The sequence below is a fragment of the Providencia sp. PROV208 genome (genome assembly GCF_028479465.1).
In the GTDB taxonomy this organism is placed as follows: domain Bacteria; phylum Pseudomonadota; class Gammaproteobacteria; order Enterobacterales; family Enterobacteriaceae; genus Providencia; species Providencia alcalifaciens.
Window position 1 is genome coordinate 126,551 of record NZ_JAMPNS010000008.1, and the last position, 23,986, is coordinate 150,536.

At 43.2% G+C, this 23,986-nt stretch carries 23 protein-coding genes; all 23 read right to left on the reverse strand.

Features of this window, described 5'->3' with window-relative positions; all coding sequences use genetic code 11:
- Nucleotides 1–3: 3 nt before the first annotated feature.
- Nucleotides 4–789 carry an ATP-binding cassette domain-containing protein gene (locus tag PR766_RS07010; RefSeq protein WP_006662942.1) on the reverse strand — a complete coding sequence of 262 codons (786 nt, stop codon included), beginning with the start codon at nucleotides 787–789 and terminating at the stop codon, nucleotides 4–6.
- On the reverse strand, nucleotides 783–1,595 hold the full coding sequence (locus PR766_RS07015) for an ABC transporter permease (protein ID WP_006659173.1): 813 nt from the start codon (nucleotides 1,593–1,595) through the stop codon (nucleotides 783–785). The genes PR766_RS07010 and PR766_RS07015 overlap by 7 nt, the downstream gene beginning before the upstream one ends.
- A complete protein-coding gene (locus PR766_RS07020) occupies nucleotides 1,592–2,560 on the reverse strand; it encodes an ABC transporter permease (RefSeq protein ID WP_006659172.1) in 969 nt (322 codons plus the stop codon). Before PR766_RS07020 ends, PR766_RS07015 begins: the two co-directional genes overlap by 4 nt.
- Nucleotides 2,560–4,116, reverse strand: coding sequence for an ABC transporter substrate-binding protein (locus tag PR766_RS07025; RefSeq protein ID WP_412033819.1), 1,557 nt, complete (start codon nucleotides 4,114–4,116; stop codon nucleotides 2,560–2,562). Before PR766_RS07025 ends, PR766_RS07020 begins: the two co-directional genes overlap by 1 nt.
- A 79-nt stretch (nucleotides 4,117–4,195) precedes the next feature.
- Nucleotides 4,196–5,221, reverse strand: coding sequence for a hydrogenase expression/formation protein HypE (gene hypE / locus PR766_RS07030; protein ID WP_071524965.1), 1,026 nt, complete (start codon nucleotides 5,219–5,221; stop codon nucleotides 4,196–4,198).
- 1 nt (nucleotide 5,222) lies between these two features.
- Nucleotides 5,223–6,335 (reverse strand): hydrogenase formation protein HypD, encoded by a 1,113-nt coding sequence (gene hypD / locus PR766_RS07035; protein WP_006662940.1) that lies wholly within the window; start codon nucleotides 6,333–6,335, stop codon nucleotides 5,223–5,225.
- Entirely contained in the window at nucleotides 6,319–6,615 is a 297-nt protein-coding gene (gene hybG / locus PR766_RS07040; RefSeq protein WP_006659168.1) for a hydrogenase maturation factor HybG, read from the reverse strand. The genes hypD and hybG overlap by 17 nt, the downstream gene beginning before the upstream one ends.
- Nucleotides 6,606–7,721: a hydrogenase nickel incorporation protein HypB gene (hypB, locus tag PR766_RS07045; protein WP_036962821.1), complete on the reverse strand. Its 1,116-nt coding sequence runs from the start codon at nucleotides 7,719–7,721 to the stop codon at nucleotides 6,606–6,608. Before hypB ends, hybG begins: the two co-directional genes overlap by 10 nt.
- Before the next feature lie 126 nt (nucleotides 7,722–7,847).
- Complete coding sequence (gene hypA / locus PR766_RS07050; RefSeq protein WP_006659165.1) at nucleotides 7,848–8,189, reverse strand: hydrogenase maturation nickel metallochaperone HypA; 342 nt, start codon at nucleotides 8,187–8,189, stop codon at nucleotides 7,848–7,850.
- Nucleotides 8,189–8,674 (reverse strand): hydrogenase-2 assembly chaperone, encoded by a 486-nt coding sequence (hybE, locus tag PR766_RS07055; RefSeq protein ID WP_154636132.1) that lies wholly within the window; start codon nucleotides 8,672–8,674, stop codon nucleotides 8,189–8,191. The genes hypA and hybE overlap by 1 nt, the downstream gene beginning before the upstream one ends.
- Nucleotides 8,675–8,681: 7 nt before the next feature.
- Complete coding sequence (locus PR766_RS07060) at nucleotides 8,682–9,176, reverse strand: HyaD/HybD family hydrogenase maturation endopeptidase (protein ID WP_006659163.1); 495 nt, start codon at nucleotides 9,174–9,176, stop codon at nucleotides 8,682–8,684.
- The gene (gene hybC, locus PR766_RS07065) at nucleotides 9,176–10,879 is read right to left on the reverse strand and encodes a hydrogenase 2 large subunit (RefSeq protein ID WP_006659162.1); all 1,704 of its coding nucleotides are present in this window, start codon (nucleotides 10,877–10,879) and stop codon (nucleotides 9,176–9,178) included. The genes PR766_RS07060 and hybC overlap by 1 nt, the downstream gene beginning before the upstream one ends.
- Entirely contained in the window at nucleotides 10,876–12,063 is a 1,188-nt protein-coding gene (gene hybB, locus PR766_RS07070) for a Ni/Fe-hydrogenase cytochrome b subunit (protein WP_006659161.1), read from the reverse strand. Before hybB ends, hybC begins: the two co-directional genes overlap by 4 nt.
- Complete coding sequence (hybA, locus tag PR766_RS07075) at nucleotides 12,050–13,114, reverse strand: hydrogenase 2 operon protein HybA (protein ID WP_006659160.1); 1,065 nt, start codon at nucleotides 13,112–13,114, stop codon at nucleotides 12,050–12,052. The genes hybB and hybA overlap by 14 nt, the downstream gene beginning before the upstream one ends.
- 2 nt (nucleotides 13,115–13,116) lie before the next feature.
- The gene (gene hybO / locus PR766_RS07080) at nucleotides 13,117–14,235 is read right to left on the reverse strand and encodes a hydrogenase 2 small subunit (RefSeq protein ID WP_006662936.1); all 1,119 of its coding nucleotides are present in this window, start codon (nucleotides 14,233–14,235) and stop codon (nucleotides 13,117–13,119) included.
- A 609-nt stretch (nucleotides 14,236–14,844) separates the two neighbouring features.
- Nucleotides 14,845–17,127, reverse strand: coding sequence for a carbamoyltransferase HypF (gene hypF, locus PR766_RS07085; protein ID WP_230086776.1), 2,283 nt, complete (start codon nucleotides 17,125–17,127; stop codon nucleotides 14,845–14,847).
- 136 nt (nucleotides 17,128–17,263) lie between these two features.
- Nucleotides 17,264–18,118 carry an MrpH family fimbial adhesin gene (locus tag PR766_RS07090; RefSeq protein WP_006659156.1) on the reverse strand — a complete coding sequence of 285 codons (855 nt, stop codon included), beginning with the start codon at nucleotides 18,116–18,118 and terminating at the stop codon, nucleotides 17,264–17,266.
- A 19-nt stretch (nucleotides 18,119–18,137) separates the two neighbouring features.
- Nucleotides 18,138–18,650, reverse strand: a complete 513-nt coding sequence (locus PR766_RS07095) for a fimbrial protein (protein WP_006659155.1) — start codon at nucleotides 18,648–18,650, stop codon at nucleotides 18,138–18,140.
- Nucleotides 18,647–19,150, reverse strand: a complete 504-nt coding sequence (locus tag PR766_RS07100) for a fimbrial protein (RefSeq protein WP_006662933.1) — start codon at nucleotides 19,148–19,150, stop codon at nucleotides 18,647–18,649. Before PR766_RS07100 ends, PR766_RS07095 begins: the two co-directional genes overlap by 4 nt.
- A gap of 11 nt (nucleotides 19,151–19,161) precedes the next feature.
- Nucleotides 19,162–19,644, reverse strand: a complete 483-nt coding sequence (locus PR766_RS07105; RefSeq protein WP_154636114.1) for a fimbrial protein — start codon at nucleotides 19,642–19,644, stop codon at nucleotides 19,162–19,164.
- Between the two features lie 34 nt (nucleotides 19,645–19,678).
- Complete coding sequence (locus PR766_RS07110) at nucleotides 19,679–20,419, reverse strand: fimbria/pilus periplasmic chaperone (protein ID WP_006662931.1); 741 nt, start codon at nucleotides 20,417–20,419, stop codon at nucleotides 19,679–19,681.
- A 22-nt stretch (nucleotides 20,420–20,441) separates the two neighbouring features.
- Nucleotides 20,442–22,913, reverse strand: a complete 2,472-nt coding sequence (locus tag PR766_RS07115; protein WP_154636113.1) for a fimbria/pilus outer membrane usher protein — start codon at nucleotides 22,911–22,913, stop codon at nucleotides 20,442–20,444.
- A 152-nt stretch (nucleotides 22,914–23,065) separates the two neighbouring features.
- Nucleotides 23,066–23,632 (reverse strand): fimbrial protein, encoded by a 567-nt coding sequence (locus PR766_RS07120; RefSeq protein ID WP_006659150.1) that lies wholly within the window; start codon nucleotides 23,630–23,632, stop codon nucleotides 23,066–23,068.
- Nucleotides 23,633–23,986: the final 354 nt, after the last annotated feature.

Below are 23,986 nucleotides of genomic sequence, written 5' to 3' on the forward strand. Positions count from 1 at the left end.
CGGCTACCTCCACTCATCCAGCATCATAAATTGATGTTCTGGCAGCGCATTCCACAAAGATTGAATCCACTGACCACCACCGCCTTGTTTGAGTTTTTGGCTGCTTAGCACCTCTTCTAGTGCCCCATTACGCAATAATGCTACACGGTCGGCAAAGCGCACCGCCATTGCTAGATCATGAGTTACCCACAACACACCACGCCCATCTCGACATAGAGATTTGATATTGTCGAGTAACTGTACCGCATGCTCGTCATCCAGCCACGAGGAGATTTCATCCGCCAAAATATATTCCGCGCGCGATAAGGTGGCGCTACTCGCTAATACCCTTTTCGCCATTCCCCCTGAGAGCTGGCTTGGGTAGTGATTCACAAGGCTAGATTGCAAACTATATTCTTGTAGATGCCGAGCGACATCGTGCATTTTAATATGTTGCCCACTAAGTACGGCGGCACGCTCAAGCTGAGGACCAATTTGAATCAATGGGTTTAAGGCGCTGACCCCTTGAGGTACGTAACACAGAGAATTCCCTCGATACTGAGATTTCGTTTTTTCCGTCAATGGCTGACCATTGAGCTCAATGGTCCCTTGGCAACGCATATTTTCGGGTAATAATCCCAATGCACTTTGCAGTAATAAACTTTTACCTTCACCGCTACCACCAATCAACGCCACCATTTCACCGGGTTGAATATCCAGAGAAATATCATGCAATAACGGAGACCACTGCTTTCTCCCCAGCCAGCGGTATTGCGCTACGTCGATGGTAAGATTTTCAAACTTCAGCATACTGCGCCCCTTAACCATAACCGTTGGACTGATTTAGCAAATTGGTCAAACAACAACACTAGCCCCATCAATGCAGCACCAGGAAATACCACCATCCACCAAGCGCCCGTACTCAAATAACGTAATGCCTCGGACAGTAAAATCCCTAAAGAAGGCTCATGAGGTGCTAGCCCAAAGCCAAGAAAGCTGAGTGCCGCACTGTGTAAGACAGAATGTGGAAACATCAATAATGTTCCGACCATCCATTGAGGGAGTAGCATGGGTAGATAGTGATACCGTAGGCGCCATAACGCACTGTTGCCAATACGGTGGGATAACATAATGTAATCAGTTTGCTGAACACGCAGAAGCTCTGAACGTAAGATAAGCGTTAATTTAGGCCAATGGGTTAATGCCACCGCCAAAATCACCCCCATCTTTCCGCCCCCTAGCGTAAAGCAGATCAACACCAATAACAGTAGATGAGGCAAAGCAAGCAGCGCATCAATCACGCCGCGAACCATATAATCCATACTTTTATTCAGTGAAGATAATCCCGCCATGACTAAGGCGATGATTCCACTGGTAATCGAGGCGGTTAAGCCGATTTGTAAACTGGTAGCAAGCCCTTGAAATGTGCGTTCAAAAAGATCACGCCCCAAATTATCTGTGCCAAATAAATGCAGTAATGAAGGGGCTTGTCGCCTATCGAGTAGACTCATTTCAATATCAGAGGAGAGCAGCCAAAACGCGTAGCCACCCAATAAAATTAGGCAACTTAATGACAGGATCAGTGTGATCAAAGCTCGATTCGGGTTATAAGTCATGATTCTCTTATCACTCCTTTATTTACCCGTTTCAATAACAAATCTGCTAGGGTATTGCTGATGAAAATCAGTACTGCACAAAGCATCACAATTCCCATTAACAATGGCACGTCTCCGCGTAACCCAGCATCAATTGTCGCTTGCCCTAGCCCTGGATATGCAAACACTTTTTCCGCTAATAACGCACCGCTAAATAGCTCCCCCACAGAGGCAAACTGCAAACAAATTGCGGGTGTTATCGCATGTTTGAGCACATGAAACCTCATCATCGACCACCCTTTATCCCCTTGAGCTTGTGCATAATGGATAAACTCACTGTTCATCACTTCTACCACCTTCGAACGGGTGTGTAGAGCTATCGTTCCTACCCCCAACATCCCTAAGGCAATCACCGGTAAAATTAAGTGATGAATTTTTTGTGAGAACGTCGCCGTTTGTTCGTCCAGACCAATTGGCCATGCACAGCAGATCGGCGCCCATTTTAAGGTGACAGCAAATAAGGAAAGCAGTAATAAACCGACCCAAAAGACCGGAATGGAGGCAAGTAAATAACAAAATGTAGAAATAAGTTTATCGGGCCAGCGATTCAAGTAACGTCCCGCCACCAACCCAAGTCCAAATCCAACAACACCGGAAAAAACCCATGCGCTTCCCAGTAGTGCCAGTGACGGAACAATACGATCAGAAATGACTTGGAGAACCGGAGTATTGTATAGCATCGAATACCCCAAATCCCCTTGTAGCATTTGAGAAAACCAACGCCAGAACTGCATCCATAACGGTTGATCTAGCCCCCAGCGCGCCGCGATCAGCGGGTATTGCTCTGGAGGCACATGCATCAGATCGTTACCAATATAGGCTTTGATCGGATCAATCGGCGAGTAACTCAGTAGGATAAAGATCCCCACGGCAGTTACCGTTAACAGGCAGATAAATCGCAATAAAAGCCCAAAGGTTGTTCGCATTACTGACAGGTCCACTTCCACTCATCAACATTGTTCAACACAGACCAAGAGCCGTGAATTTCGGGAGCACTTTTACCTAAATCCACACATTGATTTGATAAGTAAATATGCTGAATATTCATAAGCCAAGCCCATGCAGCATCCCCTTGGATACCAACGCCGACTTTGCCATTCCAATCCACTTGTTGCCATAATGGGATCGCTGCATCTTGGTCTGGCTGGCGTAAAGCCGCTTCGATGATTTCATCCACCGCAGGGTTTTTATAGTAGCCCGCGTTATAGAAGCCGACACCTGCCGCTTTGCTGCTGTAGTTATGCACCAGTTCCATTGGATCTAAACTCCCCCAACCAAATAGCGTTGGGTTGGCATGCATATGTCGCTCAACAGTTTCCCAGCTTCCTGATTTTAAATCCATTTCAATACCGAGCGGTTTTAAGCTTGAGCGAATGGCTTGCGCTAAATCACGGCGAGTGGTGTCACCGCTAGCGTACCAGAGGGTCAATTTAGCCACTTTGCCATTCTTCTCTCTCAAACCATCTTTATTCAGCTTCCAGCCCGCTTCTTCCAAAATGGCTTTCGCTTTATCTAAATCCCCATCTTTGAATGACGATTTAGGGTTATTCCAAGGTAACCCAGCGACACCGGTATAGGCAGGAACAGCAAATCCTTCAAGAACAGATTCTGCTAATAATTTGCGGTCTAACGCGTAGTTAATCGCTTTACGGATAGCCACATCGGAAGTGATATCGTTACCAATAGGGTTGCCTTGTGCGTCTTTTTCACCCGCGGGTGGAATTGGGAATGAGATACCCCGGTTTTCCACACTGTAGCGTTCAATCAATTTCATGTTGGGCACATCACCCGCATGGCTCGCCACAGCAGGAGGAATGCGAACAACCTCTAACTGTGCGCTTTGTGCCGCCGCAAATGCAGCATCTTCGTCAAGGAACACAAACACCATTTTGTTGTAGTCGTTTTTAGGTCCTGCATAGTACGGGTTTTGCTCAACAATCAGCTGCTGACCAGGTTGAAACGCCACTAAACGGTACGGACCTGCTCCAATCGGATTATGTGCATACGTTTTCGCATCATATTTATCCGCAGAGACGATCCCCAACGAACCGAGCACATTGATAAAGGTACTTTGCGGGGAGGACAACGTGATTTTAACCGTTAGCGGATCAATCTCTTCCGCTTTAGCAAAGTTCCCCATATCCACTTTACCGCCGCTCGCGGCAGCATTGTTGTAGCTAAATACGACGTCTTTTGCAGTTAACGGTGAACCATCTGAAAATTTCAGATCTTTTTTCAACGTTAGCGTCCACTCTTTACCATTCGCATTATGCTGGTAATTTTCCAGCATATAACTGTGCCAAGACAGATCTGCCTTTTGTTTCAAGAGCGGGCTATGCAGGAGCAGATAACTACCATGGCTCCAACCCAACATTGGGTCAAAACCTTCTGTGGGTTCTGCGCCAATGGCGAGTCGTAAAGTGTGTGCCGAGGATGCGGGCTCAGCCGCTTGTGCTTGGAGAGTCAATCCCATTAGGCACATGGCAACCGCTAATTTTTTAATCATATATCCCTCTAATCAGTGATTCTTATTTTTGGGTATGGCTTTAGGATACCAACAACTAACAAATTCGAGGTAATGGCTCACTATGTGGCAAGTCTAGCAGGCGAGAAGCACCGAAAATGCCGACTAGCTTGACCTGCTTGTTTTCAGTCACACTGCCAATAGTTTTTGCATGAATACCTAATGGATGTTGATGTAACGCGGCTAAAACTTGCTGTTCAGCCTCAGGCTTCACCACAATCACCAACTTGCCCTCATTTGCAAAATTAAGTGGTTCTAAACCTAATAATTCACACACACCACGAACCGCTGAAGAGACAGGTAAATCATCTTCATTGATGGAAATACCACAGCCACTCGCTTCGGCAAATTCATGCAAAATCGCATTCACACCACCACGGGTTGCATCACGTAATGCACGTACGCCATCAATATGACGTAGCGGTTCAATAATGGGTGTCAAAACCGCACAATCACTACTGAGTTGACCTTCCAAACCTAACTGTTCACGCAAATTCAGAATGGTTGCTCCGTGGTCTCCCAACGTTCCGCTGACAATCACTTTGTCGCCCACTTCAATTTGCTGTGCACCCCAGTGTATTTCTGTTGGTATCACCCCAATGCCTGCGGTATTGATAAAAATTTTATCTGCTGCGCCGCGCTGTACGACTTTGGTATCTCCAGTCACGATCTGTACACCTGCCGCTTTAGCGGTTGCAGCCATCGACTCAACGATGATTTGCAATTCTGAGAGAGGTAAACCTTCTTCTAAAATAAAACCGCAAGAGAGGTATTTGGGTACAGCACCACTGACAGCTACATCATTCACAGTGCCACACACAGCAAGTTTCCCAATATTGCCACCAGGGAAAAAGACGGGGTCAATCACATAACTATCGGTACTAAACGCTAAGCGGTCACCTAACGCGGTCATTTCGGCAAGAGAGAGACGAGCTTGATCTTCACGTTCATCGAGTGCTTGGTTAGCGAACGCCTGTAAAAACAGCTCTTCAATCAGCTGCTGCATCGCTAAACCACCGCTACCATGAGCCATAGTGACCACATTTTTAGTATCTGAGCTCATTTTACGCCTCCCGACGATATTGGTAATACGCAGCGCATGCACCTTCAGAAGAGACCATCAGTGCGCCAAATGCAGTTTGTGGTGTACAACGTTGCCCAAACAGTGGGCATTCATTCGGTTTACAGCGCCCCGTTAGCACGTCACCACAACGCGCTTGAGGGTCATCCGACACTTGATGAGGCTGAATATTAAAACGCAGCTCAGCATCGAATATTTGATAATCAGGCGTTAATTGAACACCAGAACCAGCAATTTCGCCTAGTCCACGCCATTCGCTGGAGGCTTTCAACTCAAAAACCTCATCTAAGGCTTTCAAAGCCAGTCGATTGCCTTCATCCGCCACAATACGTTTGTATTGATTTTCTACCTCACAACGCCCCTCTGCAATTTGATCCACCAGCATGGCAAGAGATTGCAAAATATCGAGAGGTTCAAAGCCCGTTACAACTAACGGTTTATGGAATTCTTGAGTAATAAATTGGTAAGGATGAGACCCTATCACCATGCTGACGTGCCCCGGCGCAAGGAAACCATCTATTCGCACATCAGGCTGTTCAAGTAAGCTACGAAGCGTTGGGATAATGGTGATATGTTGGCAAAATACGGAAAAATTTTTCACTTGGCGCAAGCGCGCTTGCTGCAATGTTAGCGCAGTGCTTGGCATGGTGGTTTCAAAACCCAACCCAAAGAATACGACTTCACGCTCAGGATTTTGCTGAGCAAGATTTAATGCATCTAATGGCGAATAGACGATCCGCACATCTGCACCACGGCGTTTGGCATCAAGCAGTGAACCATTTTTGCCCGGCACTCGCATGGCATCACCATAAGTACAAAAAATGACCTCTGGACGTTCTGCAATTTCAATGCAGCCATCAATTCGTCCCATTGGTAACACACAGACAGGGCAACCGGGTCCATGTACAAATTCAATTTCAGGAGGAAGAAGCTGGTCAATACCAAACTTGAAAATCGCATGGGTGTGTCCACCACACACTTCCATTAGCTGCAATGGGCGCTGCTTGGCTCTTGGGATATCCGCAATGCGCTTGCGGATATGCGCCAATAGTGCTTTTGCCAAGGCAGGGTCGCGAAACTCATCGACGTACTGCATCTGTTGCTCCCGAATTTAACCCAGTAAAATCACCCACTTCATGATCTAATTGGCTCATCGCCATTAGTGCATCAAGGGTAGCTTGAGCTTCTTCTTCGTTAATCACACTCATCGCGAAGCCAACGTGCACTAAGACCCATTGACCTAATAAATCCGCGGTGTCACCTTCGCAAATCAACCCAATATTGACATCGCGTTTTACGCCACAAACATCAACTTGCGCCAATTGGTGGACATCTTCGCCCACCGCGACGATTTTACCCGGTATTCCTAAGCACATAGCTGAGTCTCCAGCCACGCAAGCCAAGCTTCCATTCCTTCACCACTGGTGGCAGAGACTTTTATCACTTGGATATTCGGATTCACTCGTTTTGCATTAGCGATACACGCTTCAACATCAAAATGCAGATACGGTAATAAATCGATTTTGTTCAGGATCATAATGTCTGATGCGGCAAACATATGTGGGTATTTCAATGGTTTGTCTTCACCTTCAGTGACAGACAATACCGCAACTTTATGGCGCTCACCGAGATCAAAGCTCGCAGGGCAAACTAAATTACCCACGTTTTCGATGAACAGTAAGCTATTGTCATCTAAGCCTAAACGGTCTACTGCATCATGCACCATTTGTGCATCTAAGTGACAACCTTTACCGGTGTTCACCTGAATCGCAGGGACGCCCGTTTCACGAATACGCTGAGCATCGTTCGTGGTTTGCTGATCGCCTTCAATCACTGCACAGTTGAGTTTGTCACGTAAGCGTAAAAGTGTTTCCGTCAGTAAAGTGGTTTTACCGGAACCTGGGCTAGAAACCAGATTCAACGCGAGAATATTTTTCGCTGCAAAATCTTCGCGATTATGCTCAGCTAGATGGTTGTTTTTATCCAAAACATCCATCTCAATTTGTAACATGCGTTTTTGGCTGATGCCCGGCGCATGGGTTCCCGCTTCACCTTGACCATAGTCTAGGTCATGGTGGTCACCTGCGGGGGCAAAAGAAGATTCTGTTTCATGACTATGTTCATGAGCATGCGGGTGCTCGTGCTCATGTTTATGCTTATGTTTATGTTTATGCTTATGTTTTTCAATCTTCACGCCGCAAGTTTCGGGTTCTGATTGATAGTAATGATTCACATCACCTTGATGATAATAATGGTGATGGATAATCACCGTTTTGCCACTGTGTTGCGCCGCATGATCGTGGTCATGCTCATGGTGATGATGGTCATGTTCGTGATGATGATCATCATGCTGATGCGAATGGTGGTCATGGTGGTGATGATCATGAGAATGTGGATGATGATGTTCATGATCATGGTGATGTTCGTGTTCATCACCTTCAATTCTGCGCTCTCCCGAAGCACAGCCGCAAGTACTACACATAATGATTACTCCATAAGTGAGTGATGAAGTTAGCTTAGTGCAACATCAAAAAAATAGGTTGATTCACCGCAAGGTCAATTCACAATTTCCTATCTAAATCACACAAAAGATTCTTAGATCAAAAATCTATTCGATTTCTAATTCTTTGATTCGCAGACTGTCACCGTTTTCAACTTTGAGGTTAAAACCGTGGCATTTAGGACAAGCGGCATCGTGAGTGTGGACATCAACACTTTCACTACAATCCCAACACCATGCTTGAGCAGGACGATAGAGGATATGTAACTGACTACCGTGTGCCACGGTACCGCGGCACGCGATATCAAAACAAAAACGCAATGCACTCTCTTCAATACAAGAGAGTGCACCAATTTCCAACCAAACGCCTGTCACCTTCTTGACCTGATGCTGTCTTGCTTGCTGCTCAATAATCTCAACAGCACTTTGGCACAAAGAGACTTCATGCATTATTGGTCTCCCAAATAACGAGCGAAGACTGCGCGACGCTCCGGTGATTTAGGGACATTAGGGTCCGTCACAGGTAGAGAGAGCAACATCCGAGCACAATCATCCGTCAGATGCTGACCCTGTATTGCAGTCAGCTTTCTGTCTAATGGTGACATTAAGGAACACGCTAAATATTGCGTTAGCCCTTCCAGCTCCCCAACGGTGTAAGTCATTTCACCATAAGGGAGGATCAAACCTAGCTTCTCACCGACAGCACGGTACTCCCAATACTGGTCAGGACCCGGAAGAATAATCGCACTCAACATCCAAGGCGTGATCACCGCCCCAACCCACTGGTTTTCAAACAACGAGAATGAACTGGCATAGATACCCATCGTCGGATGCAAAAAAGACAAATCATGCATCGACTGCTCAGCAACTCGTTCAAAAGCAGCCTGAACTAAAGGCTGCGGATTTTGTGAGTAACCTTGGATCTCTTTTGGCATGGATTCATTAGGCATGGAGACACTCTTCTTTTTCAGTAATCTCTAACCCTTCACTGCGCAGAACTTCAATCACTTTTTGCAGCGCAGGCTCTAACGCAGCTTGCCCTGTTGCCGTTAAACCGATATGAGGTTCTAAGGATTCAGGTACAATCCCCACTAGCGTCAACCGCTTCGGAAATTCATCGGTTAGATGCAGTGCCGATAGCACATCGGAAAGCCCTAACTGATGGGGTGAGATTTTACGGGTAAACAACGCGGGCACTTCCGCATCGCGTAGTACCAAAATGCTGCCAGGCTGCTGACTCGACAGCACGACATCCGCAATAATCAGATGGTCACGGTCTGCCATGGCGCCAATGAGCTCCATGCCCGCTGTACCGCCATCTAATACCTCAACACATTCAGGTAAGTGATAACGATCTTCGAGCGCTTCAACAATTCGCACCCCAATACCTTCATCACTCAACAGAATATTACCAACACCTAAGACTAATATACGCATTAGAGCACCTTCACCTTAGTGACTTCAGAGCCTTCGGTATCAACGATATGCACAGCACATGACATGCATGGGTCGAAGGAGTGGATAGTTCTGACCACTTCTAATGGTTTGGATGGATCGGCAACGGTTGTGCCTACCAACGCTTGTTCATATGGACCCGGTTCATCATTGAAATTACGCGGACCAGAGTTCCAAGTTGATGGTACAACAGCTTGATAGTTTTCGATTTTACCGTCTTTCACAACCACCCAGTGAGATAACAGACCACGAGGAACTTCACCAAAACCGACCCCTTTAATCACGGTATCTTGTGGGAAATTTGGCTTGATAAAGGTTGTGTGGTCGCCTTTAGCAATATTATCTACCAGTGCTTGCCATTGAATAGACAAGGTCTCATTTAGCACACAGCAACGAACAGTACGACCGATAATGCGTCCGAGTGTTGATTCGAGCTGATCTTTGGTGATCGTATTACCTGTTAAGGTTTGATACAGACCGACAACATCATTAAAGTGTTTTTCAGTTGGCTCATGTTTCGCGGCTAATTTACACAGCAAGTCAGCTAATGGTCCCACTTCGACGGTTTTATCGTAGAAAGTTGGAGCCTTAACCCAAGAATATTTACCGTCATCATCCCAGCCAGTGTAGTCAGGAATTGTGGTACCTTCCCAAGGTGCTTGAGGCTCATTATCTTTGTACCATGCGTGTTTACTGCTTTCTTTGATACCGTTAATCAGGTATTCATCCGTATGGCTAGTAATTGGGCGATAAGTACTGAAATCCCCATTTTCCAAATAACCACCCGGTAGCAAGAAACTGCCATTTTTGTTATCCATTGGCATTTCAGGCACGCACATATAGTGCTTCGCACCTTTACCCATTTCCAACCATTCTGGATAACCTGAAGCAATCACCGCCGCATCAATTTTGTACACTTGCTCAATGAAATCCCCTAAACGATCAATAAAGGATTTCACATACATTAAGCGTTCAAGGTTAAGCACACCTAAACCATCAAGGTTAATAGGGTTAGCAACACCACCTACTGCAAGGTTTTGAATGTGTGGCGTTTTACCACCAAGTAATGCAACAATACGGTTGGCATCACGTTGGCATTCCAGTGCTTGTAGGTAGTGAGCCACAGCAATTAAGTTCACTTCAGGCGACAGTTTCATCGCTGGGTGCCCCCAATAACCATTAGCAAAAATACCTAGCTGACCACTTGCCACTAAATCTTTAATTTTGTTCTGAACGCGGGTGAACTCTTCTGGGCTATTTAACGACCATGTAGAGACCCCTTTCAGCATATTTGCCGCTTTCGTCGGGTCTGCATTTAATGCGGAGGTAATATCGACCCAATCTAGCGCAGACAGTTGATAGAAATGCACAATATGGTCTTGGATGGTATGTGCCGCCAAAATCATATTACGGATATATTGCGCGTTCACAGGCACTTCAAGATTAAGTGCGCTTTCAATTGTACGGACAGAAATAATTCCGTGAACCGTCGTACATACCCCACAAATACGCTGCATGATCATCCACGCATCACGAGCATCTTTCCCTTTAACGATTTCTTCCATACCACGCCACATGGTGCCGGATGCCCACGCTTTTGTGACTTTTCCATCTTCGATTTCGCAATCAATGCGTAAGTGACCTTCGATACGAGTTACCGGGTCGATTGTTATACGTTGGCTCATGCTTTACCTCGGGCCTGAGAAGGACTTGAATTAGATTTTTTTAACGCTGGAATAATTGGTAATAGGCGAACTAGCAAGATGTATGCACACACCTCAATGGCCACAAAACCAATAGAAATTAAGATCTCTTCTGCGGTTGGGAAATAGTCATATCCACCGCCAGGATTGAACGCAATCAGTGAATAGCTCATACGCCACAGCGCAGAACCTAGCAACATGCTTAATCCACTGAGATACAACCATCTTGAGTCAGTACGTAAAGATGGCATGCGGAAAATGATCAACGGGATGACCATTAACGCAGTCTCAATCCAGAACATCATGGCGTAGAAATCTAACGCCATTACATAGTGCATCTTGCCGCGGTAAATCAGTTCACCGAAGCGGCAAACCAAAAACAGCACTAAGAACACTTGAAGGATATTGGTTAGCTTAACAAACAGTGGTCGTTCATCTGCCCCTTGCCCTTTTAGCGCAGACTGAAGTAATGAGCCTTCAAAAATCACAATCGAGAAGCCCATAATAAAGGCCGTCAATAGCGATAATAGCGGCAACATTTCATAGCTTTGCCAGATAGGGTGCACCTTGTGCCCCGCCGCAATCATGAGCGAACCCATCGATGATTGGTGCATCATTGGTAGCAATGCTCCCAAGGCAATGATGAAAAACATCACTTTATTCAAGCGTTTTAATGACACTTTCCAATTGAAGCGCTCACAAATTGCAGGTGCAAATTCCAGTGCCATCACACCGATGTAGATAGTCATACACACCGCAGTTTCAAACAGCACGGAGTTGGTATTAAAGTACCCTGGAATATAGAAGTAAGGCAGGTTCCAGTAACGACCCACGTCGATGGTGATGGATAATCCCCCGAGGGAGTAACCAAATAAGCTAGCAAGTAGCGCAGGACGTACTAATGGGTGATATTCACCACGGTTAAATACGTATACCGCCCACGCTAATGCCCATCCACCACAGGCAAAACCGGTACCAATCAGTAAGTCGAAAGCAATCCAGATCCCCCATGGGAACCCACCGTTCAGGTCAGAAACTGACCCCAAACCGAACACTAAACGTTTTACAATCAAGATCAGGCACAGGATGACAAAGGGTCCGAAGACAATCACTGGCCAACTGACTAAACGCCCGCCTAGCGGCTGTTCTTTATCATGCGTCGCCATTAGAGTCGTCTCCCTTATCCTTATGAACCGAGTTCTTATGAGACTGATCGTCATGAGATTGCTCGTCATGGGATTTGTCGTCATGAGAATCATGATGATCCTGCTTCTTGGTATTGCGATACACTAAGAAACTGAGCCCCGCTAATGCAGCGAGAGGCAGAACCATACCTTTGTACAAGGTGTGCTGAACATTTTCAGAACGCGCACCGGTTGCCAGTTCATCTAACTCTGGCAGTCCAAGGTTTTGATATGGCACACCAGAAAGCACCATGACCTGAGTACCACCGCCTTCCAATTCACCGTAAATATGCTGCTGGTATTTCGGAGCTGGCATCACGTTCGGGTCATTGTGATGAACGGTTTGGCGAGGGAAGCCATACTCTTCGCCCACTTTCAGCGATAAACGTTTTTTCGCTTCGGCGAGGAGCTCTTCACGAGTCCCGAAGATCACTGCACCCGTTGGGCACACTTCAACACAACCCGGTAAACCACCTTTATCTAGGCGTTCTACACCTTTTTGGTTACACAGTTCGCATTTATGGATCGCCCCAAATTTGTCATCATAAGCATATTTAGGGATGTTAAATGGACAACCCACCATGCAATAACGGCAACCTGTACAGATATCGGGATCGTAATGGACGATGCCTGTTTTCGGATCTTTGGTTAATGCAGATACTGGGCAAACAGACACACAGTTCGGATCCACACAGTGCATACATTGCTTTTTAATGTAAGCGTAACCGTCTTTTTCCTGATCTTTATGTAAACCGGTTCCCTCACTCCATACTTGGATGACATTGTTGGTATAGGGTGTGAGTTTGTCATTGTTTGACCATGTTTGTGGTCCCACAGGATTGCGTTCAGGATGATTGATATCCTGACATTTGGTCACACACGCCTGACAACCGACACACAGCGTCGAGTCATACAACATACCTAATGCGTTTGGAATTGGCGGTCTATTTTCCGCTCCCGCCAAGCTTGGTGAAGTGGTGCTTGCCAGCAACGCTCCCCCAGCTGAGAGCTTAAGGAAATTTCGTCTATCCACGGTTATTCTCCCCGTGAGTTGCTATCATTGTGACGCTTTTGGCGCCCTAACTCACGCACAGCCATCACACTGACACCCGCCACAAGGCCGACTACCCCACCAATTAATCCCACTGCGGTTGCCGAAACCTGTCCACCTTCTTTGTTATTCAAATCTGGCTTTTCAGAACGTGGTGTTTGGTTTTCCACATTGGCTAATTGATGAATACCTTTGTGAAAACCCACGTTTTCTTCATTACAGCCGTAGCACGGGTGACCGATTGCGACAGGCCAAACCCCCCCGACATCGCAAAATTGTAAGGTTGAACAGTTACCGTATGTTTCCGGTCCTTTACAACCCAAATGGTATAAACACCAACCTTCACGGTGACCAGCATCACCGAACTCTTTTGCGAAGCGCCCCGCATCAAAGTGTGGACGGCGTTCACAGTGTTCATGAATTAATCGACCGTATGCGAACATTGGACGATTTTTGCTATCCAATGCTGGTGGGCGATTAAAGGTGATGATATGCGCCACAGTCGCCAAGAAGTTATGTGGATTCGGTGGGCAGCCAGGAATATTAATGATGGTTTTGTCTTTAAGGACTTCGCTCAGACCAACCGCGCCGGTAGGATTACTCCCCGCAGCAGCAACTCCCCCCCAAGATGCACAAGAGCCGATAGCAATAATTGCCGCGGCACCTTCAGCAGCCAGACGAATATGTTCAACGATAGGTTTACCTGCAACCATGCAGTAAATACCGTCATCTTTGAGTGGAATCGAGCCATCAACGACTAAAACATATCTGCCTTTATATCTTTCAATCGCATTGTGTTTATTTTCTTCAACTTGTTCACCGAATGCGGCAGACAAGACTTCGTGGTATTCGAGAGAAATGGTATCGAGAATTAGGTTTTCGAGTGTTGGGTGAGTTGCACACAACAGTGATTCTGTACACCCTGTACACTCTTGGGCACCAATCCAAATGACTGGCGGACGTTCTGGATCACTAACCGCATCTGCCATTTGAGCAGCGGCTTTTCCACTTAACCCCATTGTCGCAGCAAGCGCTGTACATAACTTCATAAAGTCACGGCGATTAATGCCATGGGGAGAATGAATAGTGTTATCTCCTGCCATTTCTATTTCCTATTATGAGTGGCTTAGAGCCTATTTATTAGGCTATTTCTCTTTACAACCGTCGGTTCCAAAAAATAAATAAAATCCGTCACATATTAGAAATATGCATAGAGTTTTAGGTATTATTTGTATTCAAGGTCGCTTCAACAATTACACCGAATAAGCAACTTTCTTATTAGGCATTACCTGGTGTGTAAATATGAATGAGATCCTATTCCTACCGCTTTTTAATCACTTGATCTTCATCAAGAGCCAATAAGAAATTTGGTCTTTTTTAAATTTATGATAGAAAAATCGATTCAGCGTCGAGTTAAAAGATTATTTAACTTTTCATATTCGTCTCAATTTCTTTAAAAAAATGGGAGTTAAAATGTTAATTAAAATAACAAATCATCGCTATTTCATGATGTTAAAATAGAATCATTTCAAAGAGGCATTAATTAAACGAATTCCGAGTACCTTCTAAATTCGACCATTTCCTTTTACCACAAAAACAAATAAGAATTAATATCAATTAAATGAAATAAGAATTAATATCAAAAATAAATAAAGTAAAATTTATTTCTTAATATAAATCTCATAAACTTGAATAATATCTGACTATTATTCTCAGTTATTTTTTTTCAATATTGCCGCTGCTATCGCAACTTGTCCTAATGCTAATCCTCCATCCCCCATCGGTAATTGACGAGCATGGAGCACCTCAAGTGGCTGTAATTTTTCGATTAATAAATGACGTAATAATTGGTTATGGAACACACCACCAGACAACACCACTTTTTGAATACAATGCAACTTCGCTTGTTGAATAGCCAAATCAGCAAATCCTTGAGCGAGTGCTTGGTGAAAAGCATGAGCACGCTCTGCTCTTGGGGCATGATACGCAAGCCATTCACGCCAAAAAGTCTGTAAGTCCAATTGATTCCCCACCAGCGGCATCGTGACAGGATGCTGTTGAATCCGACTTTCTAATGCAAGGGCTTCGAGTTGACAAGCCGCCTCCCCCTCCCAGCTGGTTTGTTCCGGGCAAATTCCTAACGCCGCTCCAACAGCATCAAATAACCTCCCTGCCGATGAGGCGGTAGGACTATTTAATCCTCGAAGAATCGCTTTTTGTAATACGGGATAAGGGAAAGGCACTAGCACTGAAGCAATGGGCTGAGTTTGCCAATCAGGTAGATACTTTTCTAAATGAGCTAATAAATTTCGCCATGGCTGACGAGACGCTAAATCCCCGCCAGGCATGGCAACTGGCGGTAACCCACCAAGGTGTAAGCTAGAGTGATAATCGACCAGTAAACATTCACCACCCCATAACCGATTATCATCACCAAATCCCAATCCATCTAGCGCTACACCAATGACTTTCTCATCGCCTAATGGAATACCATGTTCAATCATCGCGGCTGCAATATGAGCATGATGGTGCTGCACCTGAATCATCGGGATATGGAGCTGCTCACTCAACACCTTGCCATAACGGTGGCTGACGTAATTAGGGTGCATATCCCCCACGATGTACTCTGGTTTAAATCGGTAGATGGATTCAAAAAGTACAATAGATTCCTGATATTGTTGGTAAATATCGACATCGTCCAAATCACCTAAATGCTGACTAAGAACCGCGCTTTTATCTCTGAGCAGACAAAAGGTATTTTTTAAGTCTGCACCCAATGCCAAGATAGAAGGAGAATGTTCAAATCCCGCAGGTAAATCGACGGCATCCGGCACATAGCCGCGTGCGCGACGGAGCATTTCGGCCTGAACTCCGTGATAACGCACTAAGGAATCATCAGCTCGCTGAACAATATCTCGGTTATGAGTCAACCACAGATCCGCGATGTTTGCCAAATCAAGGAAAGCAGCTTGTGCCGTTAATACTGGCGGTTTACCGGATGCATTTCCCGACGTCATGACTAACGGTTTATTCACCTGTTCCATCAATAAATGTTGCAATGGATTTGACGGCAACATAATGCCTATTTCTCGCAGATGTGGCGCAATATTTTCACTTAGTACGCTATTTTTCCATTTATGAATCAACACTATCGGCGCCGCAGCACTTTCAAGTAAAGCACATAGCCCTTCAGTTAGCGTAACTCCTTGTTTTTTTAGCCAGTCAATGGATGGAACCATGACCGCCAAAGGTTTACTTGGGCGGTGCTTACGCTGACGTAATCGCTCAATCACGTGAGTATGGGTTGCATCACAAGCCAGATGAAATCCACCAAGCCCTTTGATTGCAACGATTTTTCCATTGAGCAAGTGGCTTGCAGTTTGCTCTAGCGCTTGATGATGAGTGGCTAATATATTGCCATTTTTGTCACATAACTGAATTTCAGGACCACAGGTTGTACATGCATTGGGTTGAGCATGAAACCGACGATCCACAGGGTTTTCATACTCTTTTTGACATTCAGGGCACAACGGAAATGCCGCCATAGAGGTATTCGGGCGGTCATAGGGCATTTGGCGAATAATCGTAAAACGGGGTCCACAATGCGTACAGTTCGCAAATGGGTAATGGTAACGGCGGTTTGTCGAGTCAAATAATTCGTCACGACACGCCTTACAGGTTGCGGCATCAGGGATCACTTGGGTATCCATCCGCCCTGCACCACTGTGACGAATAGTGAATTTTTCAGGAATTTCATCCCATTCAAAAGGTTGGGATTGCACAGATTCAATATGGGCAAGCGGTGGACAATGTTGATATAAAAGTTGGGTAAATAAATCGATATCAGCGGTATTTAACAGGCGCACCAGAACACCTTCGCCATCATTACAGACATCGCCATTCAAGGCATATTGATGAGCAAGCTGCCAGACGTAAGGTCGGAATCCAACCCCTTGAACTTTGCCTTTGATCCGTAATTGTGTTCCGTTTTTCACTCGAATGCCCTCTGGTGATAGAGACTCTATTCTCGCGCTTCTACGTACAAATAACCTAAGTTCAGATCAAAAAATGGCAGGTTTCAGTCACGATGAATTGACTCAAAACCTGCCATTTTATTTTATGCTTCGTCAATTAAGGCAATTCTACGGATAGTAAAAAGATCCCCGAATATTCGTTGGGTGTGAGATCTTTGGTTTTTCTCAATGTACTGGTGACGTTAAATGTTTGCTTCACGAACGAATCGACCGAAAGAACTGTGGATGGGCGTCCATTAACATTAATTTCTGACTCCAGTCCATCCGCCATAAAGATAAAATTATCATTATCTAAACCGGCAACTGCTGAAATTTTTACATCGGTAGGATTGGTACAACTGACAGTAAAGTTTTCGCTAACCGTATGACCATTCATCGAACTATTCGACAATGTTCCGTGATCAATATAATCCGGACCCTCAATATCACAATTTGAGATCGCAGGGTCTAACGGTGAGCAAAGAATAATGGGATTATTTGCCGTTTGCTCTCTTTGCATCACGCCAGTGTAGTGAATTCCAAGATTGAAACAATAACCCACACCAGGGCGTCTTGGGTAAAATTGCCAGCGGCCTTGAATGTTTTTATTCAATACGCCATCTTTTTGTAATGCTCTTGCGACTTCACTAAATGTTACTGGTTTTTCTTCCCAAGAACTTCTTTCCGTTAATTTCACCGTCTGGGTATCGAAGCTCACAATATGTTGAGTTCCGGCGCCGTACTGACCATCTTCCCATGTCCCCCATGAGCCAAGAAAAATGTTACATGGACAAGCACCAGATGCTTGTATCGCTAATGGACGGTTATCATGTTCTAAATCCCCACGCAGCACATATGTGGTATCCATCCAAGCACCATAGTCTGTGCGTAATTCCCCTTGCGCCGCAAATTCAGCACGTGAGAATTGAAAAGGGGCGACCACTAATAAACAGATAAGAATAAGTCTTTTCATAATATCCTTAACAGCCGAGTTATTCGTAATAGATATTAAATGTCGTTGTAGCGCTAAACTCCCCGAGTTTAATGCTTTTATTTTTGATAGCGTCTTCTTCACCTAAAATAGAGGCTTTAAGCGGAATGACTTGAGGAAATTTATTACCGTTCATTCCTGTAATAGGATACTGGCGATTAATATCCATATTTCCCTTATCGCTAGTTAACATAATAGCGTAGCCAAGATCACCGGGATCACCATCAATCCGTAATGACCCTTTAATTTTCGAGTTACTGACCCCCGTGAATGCCATCGAAAATGAAAAATCAGGTAAGAATTCGCAATCTGAAAGTGTAATTTCAAAAGTTTCTGTAATATCTCTTTGACGGTAAAGATCTTTATCATTGACCTCGTAAAATGGCACCACCAGCTCTTCGCCGCCATTTACCACGCAAGGGATTGCATGCCTCAGTACTCCAGAAAAGTTCACTTCATCTGCGAGCACATTCCCAGTGAAATAAAGTAATAGAGTAAAGAAAATAATCCTCATTGATATGCAACCGTTAATGTCGCGCTGGCAGTAAACTCACCCGGCTGTACATTGGCAGTACTTGAACTATTTTTTACTAAAGCTGCTTTTAAATCAGGAATTTGAGAGTCAGAACGATAGGTATATACAAAATCATCATTCACTCTCAGTGTCTTTGAATCGTAATAAATTTGTAGCGCGATATCTTTTTGCTCATTGATCTTCAGCAAATCATTATCAAAGGAAGCGCGGGAGCCTTCAAAACTAAAGACCACATCGGTTCCCGATGAAATGTTGTCACATTCCCATTCGAAATCGATATCTTCGATGTATTTTTTACCATCTTTCGTCGGAACTAACGAAACCACTAAGTCATCACCAAAATCCACTTCAATCGGACGGTTATTATTGATGACACACGGTGTTCCCTCTATCAAGTTTCCTCTGAAGTTCACTTTGACAGCCTGTGCGGTACTCACATATGTCAGGAATAAAACAACCGATAATAAGAGTTTGTTCATAAGATAATACCTTAATGATATCCTACAGTTAGTATTGCAGCAGTAGAAAACTCACCCCCAATAGGTCTTATCCCATTAGCCAGTGCCAGTTCTGCGGTTAAAGAAGGTAAATATTGGATGTTATCAATCTCATATTGAGAACCGATATTCATTGGCTTGTTATCAATATAAAGTTTGATATTCAAACCCGGTGTATCCGCGACTTTCAGGCTATTAGAGGTTTCTCCTTTAACGCCTTCAAACGCAATGTACAGCTCGTCAAACTGAGAATCACACGTCAGATCATAAGGAACCGTTTCGGTGTATTTGCCTGAGTCAATTTGTCCAATAACAATGTCATCACCAAAATCAACGTAGATATCTTCGTTATTATTCAACACGCATCCACCGGATAAAACATTCACTCTGACCGTTACAAACTTCCCATCCGCAAATGCATTCACCGATAAAAAAAACAGTAAACTAAGACAAAACAAACTCTTAAATTTAAACATTAGATTTACCCGTTTCCATCATTTGCTTATGAGATTATTTGGCATCTTTTGCGTGACACTCTGTCGCAGAACACACAAACGGTAAATCAACCTGACCGCCGTAGTCATTGATATAGTTAATTACAGGTGATGAACCTAACTGCTCTGCGGTAATAGCAATCTTTTGCTCGGAAAATGGAGCAATATCTGTTGCCACAAACCCCTTATTTTTCTCAGCCGCTGCATTCTTTTTAATATTATTGAGTACCACGTAATAAGCCGTTGGGTTTTTCGCATAAACCTCACTGCCTTTTTTCACTAACACTAATTTATTCTGCCACGGTGAATTTTTCATTTGTGTGGAATCAACCACTAAAGAGGCTGGTCGATAGAAAAATTTCACTCGAGTTTGCAATGCAATTTGTAATACGTTGGATTTTTTACTGGTAGGTGGAATCTCTCTTAAATTAAAAAAGAACTGACTTTCTCTATCTTGTGGTAATTTCACAACGTCGGGTAAAGCTTCAATACGTAATTGGCTAGTTTGTCCTGCATTAATTCTTTGGATTGGCGGCAAAATAGTAAAATACGACGTTAACTTTTCACCTTTATCATCTTGAAACCAACCTTGAGCTAAATAAGGCAGCTGGGTATTCTTATTACTAACCGTTAATGAAACAGAGTTACTATCACCATTATAAATAATACGCGTTCTGTCCATTGAAATTGCCGAATAAGCATTCGCCGTAACGAAGCAGCCAAGTAATAATACGGATAATTTTTTCATCATAAACATTAGCCTTCTTTTAAGATTTTTATTAATTACATGGTAAGAGCAATTTGTCATAAATATTATGCTCTTCGATATTTTGTGGGAATGTTATTTTACATTCTGAACCTTGCCATGATACTTTCATTTCTTCGCCAGGTCTGATTCCACCAATATAAGCTTCACCTTGATCCCCAACAATTCCTGTTGTTTTCCCAGAATCATTTTTAATATCGGCAGCAAATGGTGGATAACTACCATCTTGTAATCTCAGCGTTACCATCATTTTTATTCCTGAAATAACGTCAAAGCTACGATAACCAATGGCACCTTCAGTTAATGTGGTTTGGGTTACTGAATCAGCAATTTCCACATCTTTAGGTAACTTGTTAATATCAACAACTACATCGGTCTTGTAGTAACTGTTAATATCTGGAACAACGACTTTTCCAAAACTGCTTGAGCGTAAGTGCGAGCCATTGTATTTCACCGGAACATCACCTACGCCATTCATATCAACAAATACACGCGTTCCACCTGTTGATGTAACGGGATGCATACTCACACCGTACCCCGTCATCGTCACACCACCTTGAATATTGGCAGACAGCGACATTGAGTTATTGCTCATATAGTTATAACTAGTATTAAAGTCATTCATATTGCCTTTATGGCTATAATAACTACTCAATATTCCGCTATGTCGATTGTTACCCACAGACAGTGATAGATTATCTTTATTTTCAAGGCGTTTATTCATTGTCACTTTATTCGTATTATCATTTTTTCCGTTATACGTTGAATAATTGACATAGGTTCCTGATGCTAATGGAACGGAAAGGCTGACATAAACTCCGTTATCCTGATAACCCTGCATTTTGCTATTAAACATATTGATAGACAGACCGACATTATGAAACATGCTCGTATCAAAATACTTCGAGAAAGTCATGTTATAGCGATAACTATTTGGTCTATTCCAATATGTTTGATGCGTGTAATTTAAATTTATGGAAGAACGCCAATCCGTAAAGTTTTTACTTATCGATGCTGAATACAAACCTTTATTGTGTCCCGCATACGTAATATTGTTTTGGTCATTATAGATGAGAAAATCACTCATCGTCATGAACTCACGATCCATAAAACGATACGCCGATAATTGCAGTTGGCTATTACTGCCTTCAAAGCTTTTATAATAATCAACTTTAAATGCTTTACCTTTTAAAGTCGGTCCGTCAGTCAGTGCCGCAATTGAATGATTAAATGAAAATGAAATGGCACCAAATTTAAATAAGTCGCGCCCAACACCGGCAGCAAAAGAATTGAATCGACTACTATTAAGTGCTCCACCAAAAATTGACCAGCCGTTATTTATACCCCATGAAACTTCACTTTGAGCAAAGACATCGCCCATGACATGTCGATCCATATCCGTGGGTTTACCCGCGCTCACTTTATAACGTACAGAGCCTGGGCGAGATAAAAATGGAATATTTCCCGCGTCCACTTCAAATTCAGAAACACGCCCATCACTCTCTTCAACTCTAACTTGTAATGTACCTGAAATGCCGCTATTTAAATTTTGAATTCTAAACGGACCGGCAGGGACTAAACTTTCATAAATCACCCGACCATCTTGGCTTATTTTAACCACAGCGTTAGTTTCTGCAAAACCAGTGACCTCTGGCGCATAAGAACGTAAGCTTGGTGGCAGCATATTGTCGTCAGAGCGTAATGAAACTCCTACAAACTTAAAGCTATCAAATAAATCAGTTTGCAGAAAATCCTCACCGAGCGTTAATTTAGATTTTAAGCTGCGAATGGCTCGATAAGCATAGATATTGGTCCATTTAATATCATGGGTATCATCAGCTCGGCTATTTTGAGTATGGTTATATGAACCTTGCCAAAAACCCCGTAAACGCCAGCTATCAAAATTAGCTCCCACGGCACCTAAACCTGACAAGAAAAAGGTATCACTCGCAGTGTTGCTGCCTAAGCTGCGGTTATATTGTGAAGTCAGATTATAATCAAAAATAATGCCTTTAATGCCATCTTCCCAGCGCGAAGCCGATTCCCAATCATTCGCAGAATATTCTTGGTACGTTTTAGGAATATTAATAATTAATGTTCCAGTAGATAAATTGGGTGTCACTGACATGCCATCTAAACTAGCTATATCTAAACATTCTAAGCCATCAATAGCATTCCAGTGCACTTTACTTTCTGCATTCTGGTTTAAATCAAATTTCTCGACAATTTCATCCGTTAAACAAGCTTGAGATTTATCCTCATAACTCACAACGGTAATTTTTTGTTCAGGAATATAGGCATTATTTATGCTTAGCTTAAAGGGGTAAACACCCGGAACAATATAAAGATCCTGAGAAAAAACGGCCAAGTTAATATTTTCTCTATCTTCTGCATTCAATATATTAATATTGAAATCCACCGCCTCTTCAGCAAAAGAAACTAATGAATTCAACAGTAATAAAGAAGCCGTGATAAGCTTTTTCATGACTTTATTTTTTATTAAAATTTAAAAACACGGAACACATAATTTTATTATTGAATTTTTTCATTACAATGCCCTTAAATTTTAATAAATATTCTAAGCTGAAGTAATGATTAGTCTCATTACTTCAGCTTACCGTTACAATAATTTTTAAATTAGTTGTACGACAATACGAAATCTGTTACTGCTTGGAACTCACCTGCTACAATTTCAACTGGAGCTTCTGGTTTACCTTGGCTTCCTAAACCTTTAATGTAAGCCGCAAATTGCAAAGTGTTTGTTGTGCCTTGTAATTTGTGAATTGATTTAGTTTGCTCATTTAAAACGATTGGCGCATTGTTGCTATCCACGATTTGAATACCTGCACCCGCAGCTGTACCTGTAATAGCTAATAGTGATTTAGGATCATTTGTAGCGGCCGCTCCTGAAAATGTGATGTTCACGGTTTCTTCCGTTTCCAAAGTGCAGTCAATTAATTTAATATCAAACATAACTGGGGATGACTGACCATCTGAAGTACCGCCGTTTTTTAAGACAACATCACCTACTTGACCTAAATCTACTGTTTGATCAACAGAAGATGGGTCAATAGAACAAGGTGCAGTAATAATGCTACCAGTAAATGTTACTTTACCATTACCGTGATTAACTGGCGCTGCATTTGCACCAAAACCAATTAATGTTGTTGCTGCGATAGCCATAAATGTCTTATTGAATTTCATTAGGTACGTCCTCAATCAAATAATAATTTAAAAAAATAAAATTAGCCTCTGTAATTAAACATTAATCACAATATAAACTTGAATTTCAGAGACAAGGAATAGATAAATATACTTAAGTAAAAACCACTAATATATTTATGTATATGGTAATTAAATCTTTTCGCCTTTTGAGCTTTGGTTCACATAAATACTATAATTACACCTAAAAGCTGTAAAGTCGCCATCACCTATTAAAATCAATGGATTTAATAGGCAGTTATTTTTTGATACATTTACTCATATTACGATTATTTCGCACCCAATAAAATCAATAAGTTACAAATAATGTGTCATGAATTCATACTTAACAACATT